The organism is Moorena sp. SIO2C4, from assembly GCF_010672485.1.
GTDB lineage: Bacteria > Cyanobacteriota > Cyanobacteriia > Cyanobacteriales > Coleofasciculaceae > Moorena > Moorena producens.
Window position 1 is genome coordinate 1 of record NZ_JAAHGN010001527.1, and the last position, 1203, is coordinate 1203.

Annotated in this window: 2 protein-coding genes; one reads left to right on the forward strand and one right to left on the reverse strand. The window is 47.4% G+C overall.

Annotation, left to right across the window (positions count from 1 at the left end):
- The first annotated feature begins 144 nt into the window (after positions 1-144).
- The gene (locus F6K20_RS39220) at positions 145-306 is read left to right on the forward strand and encodes a hypothetical protein (RefSeq protein WP_154659940.1); all 162 of its coding nucleotides are present in this window, start codon (positions 145-147) and stop codon (positions 304-306) included.
- 269 nt (positions 307-575) lie between these two features.
- Here F6K20_RS39220 and F6K20_RS39225 read toward each other — a convergent pair.
- Positions 576-1203: nSTAND1 domain-containing NTPase (locus F6K20_RS39225; RefSeq protein WP_502708941.1), on the reverse strand; the 628-nt coding region annotated here is incomplete at its 5' end.

Genomic DNA, 1203 nt, shown 5'->3' on the forward strand with positions numbered 1-1203 from the left:
TCTGCCTACGGTCAATCGCACAAGCGCGGAAGCTGAGGCCGTAGGCCACGCTTTGCGAACGCGTGACTCGCGTAGCGTGGCCTACGGCCAATCGCACTTGTGTACCAACAGTTTTTGGAGATGTCTATAGCGTTTCTCATAGCTATGAGGTACACATTATTTTTTCCCTCTTCCCTCTTCCGACTTCCCATATCCGCTGCTCCCGTCTTGATGCAGTCGCTCATGGGGGAAACCACGCCAGTTGCTCATGGTTTGTTCGCGAAGCGTCGGCTACGCCGAAGTTACCGTAAGACAGTTGAGCCTTAATCAATAAGTTTTACCCCTTTTCTGCATAGCCTAACAATCATAAAGGCTCAACTGTCTAAGGTTTCGTCTCCGGGGGGAACCCCCAAGACCGCACTGGCTCCCCAAGACCGCGCTGCATCGCTGCTCCGAAGTCCCTGCTCCCTAAAACCCAGAGATTTGTACCTCATGGGTATAAGACTTGCTATATTATAGTTGCGTGACATGGCAAATACCTTACTTTTTTATTCCAACAGAGTTGTACAAGGGGCTTCAATGAGTGCCTTTACCTCTCAACGAACTCGATTGTTTTCAGAAGTGGGGTTAATGTTCAATACAGTATTGATGGAAAATTCCCCTAGTACTTTCATAGAGTCGCTTTGGAATTGCTCAGATGCGCATTTGAGTTGCTGCAACTGATTAAAACTAAAGATGCTCAATCCACTCAGAGCCAGAATCAATCCAGTTACACAGCTAATTAATCGACAGCTATCATTTCGCCTTTTTTGCAGACTACGCCGCACAAACTCAGCTTCCACTTGGTTCAGCCAGTTATTCTCAGAATTCAGTACCTTTTTCAACAAATCCAGACGAGGGTTAGCATGCCAAAGAAACTTTGCCTGTTGCTGGCTTTTCCACTCCTGTGCTGCGGTCGTCAACCGCCGTTGTAGAAGTAAATTTTCCTCATCCTTTTGTTTCCACTCCAGCAGCTTTTGCCAACCCCGCACCAAAGCATCATGGGCTGGTTCGACATCAGGATTTCCCTCACTATCTTGTCCTTCTACTAATAACCGTGCTGTGCTAAAACGCTCAATTACTTCCTTAACTAAACTATTTTTATCGGGGGGATATTCCAATTCTGATAACGGTACCCGCCTACGGGCTAATTCACCCCCACCTAGTGCCACCATCCGCAGCATA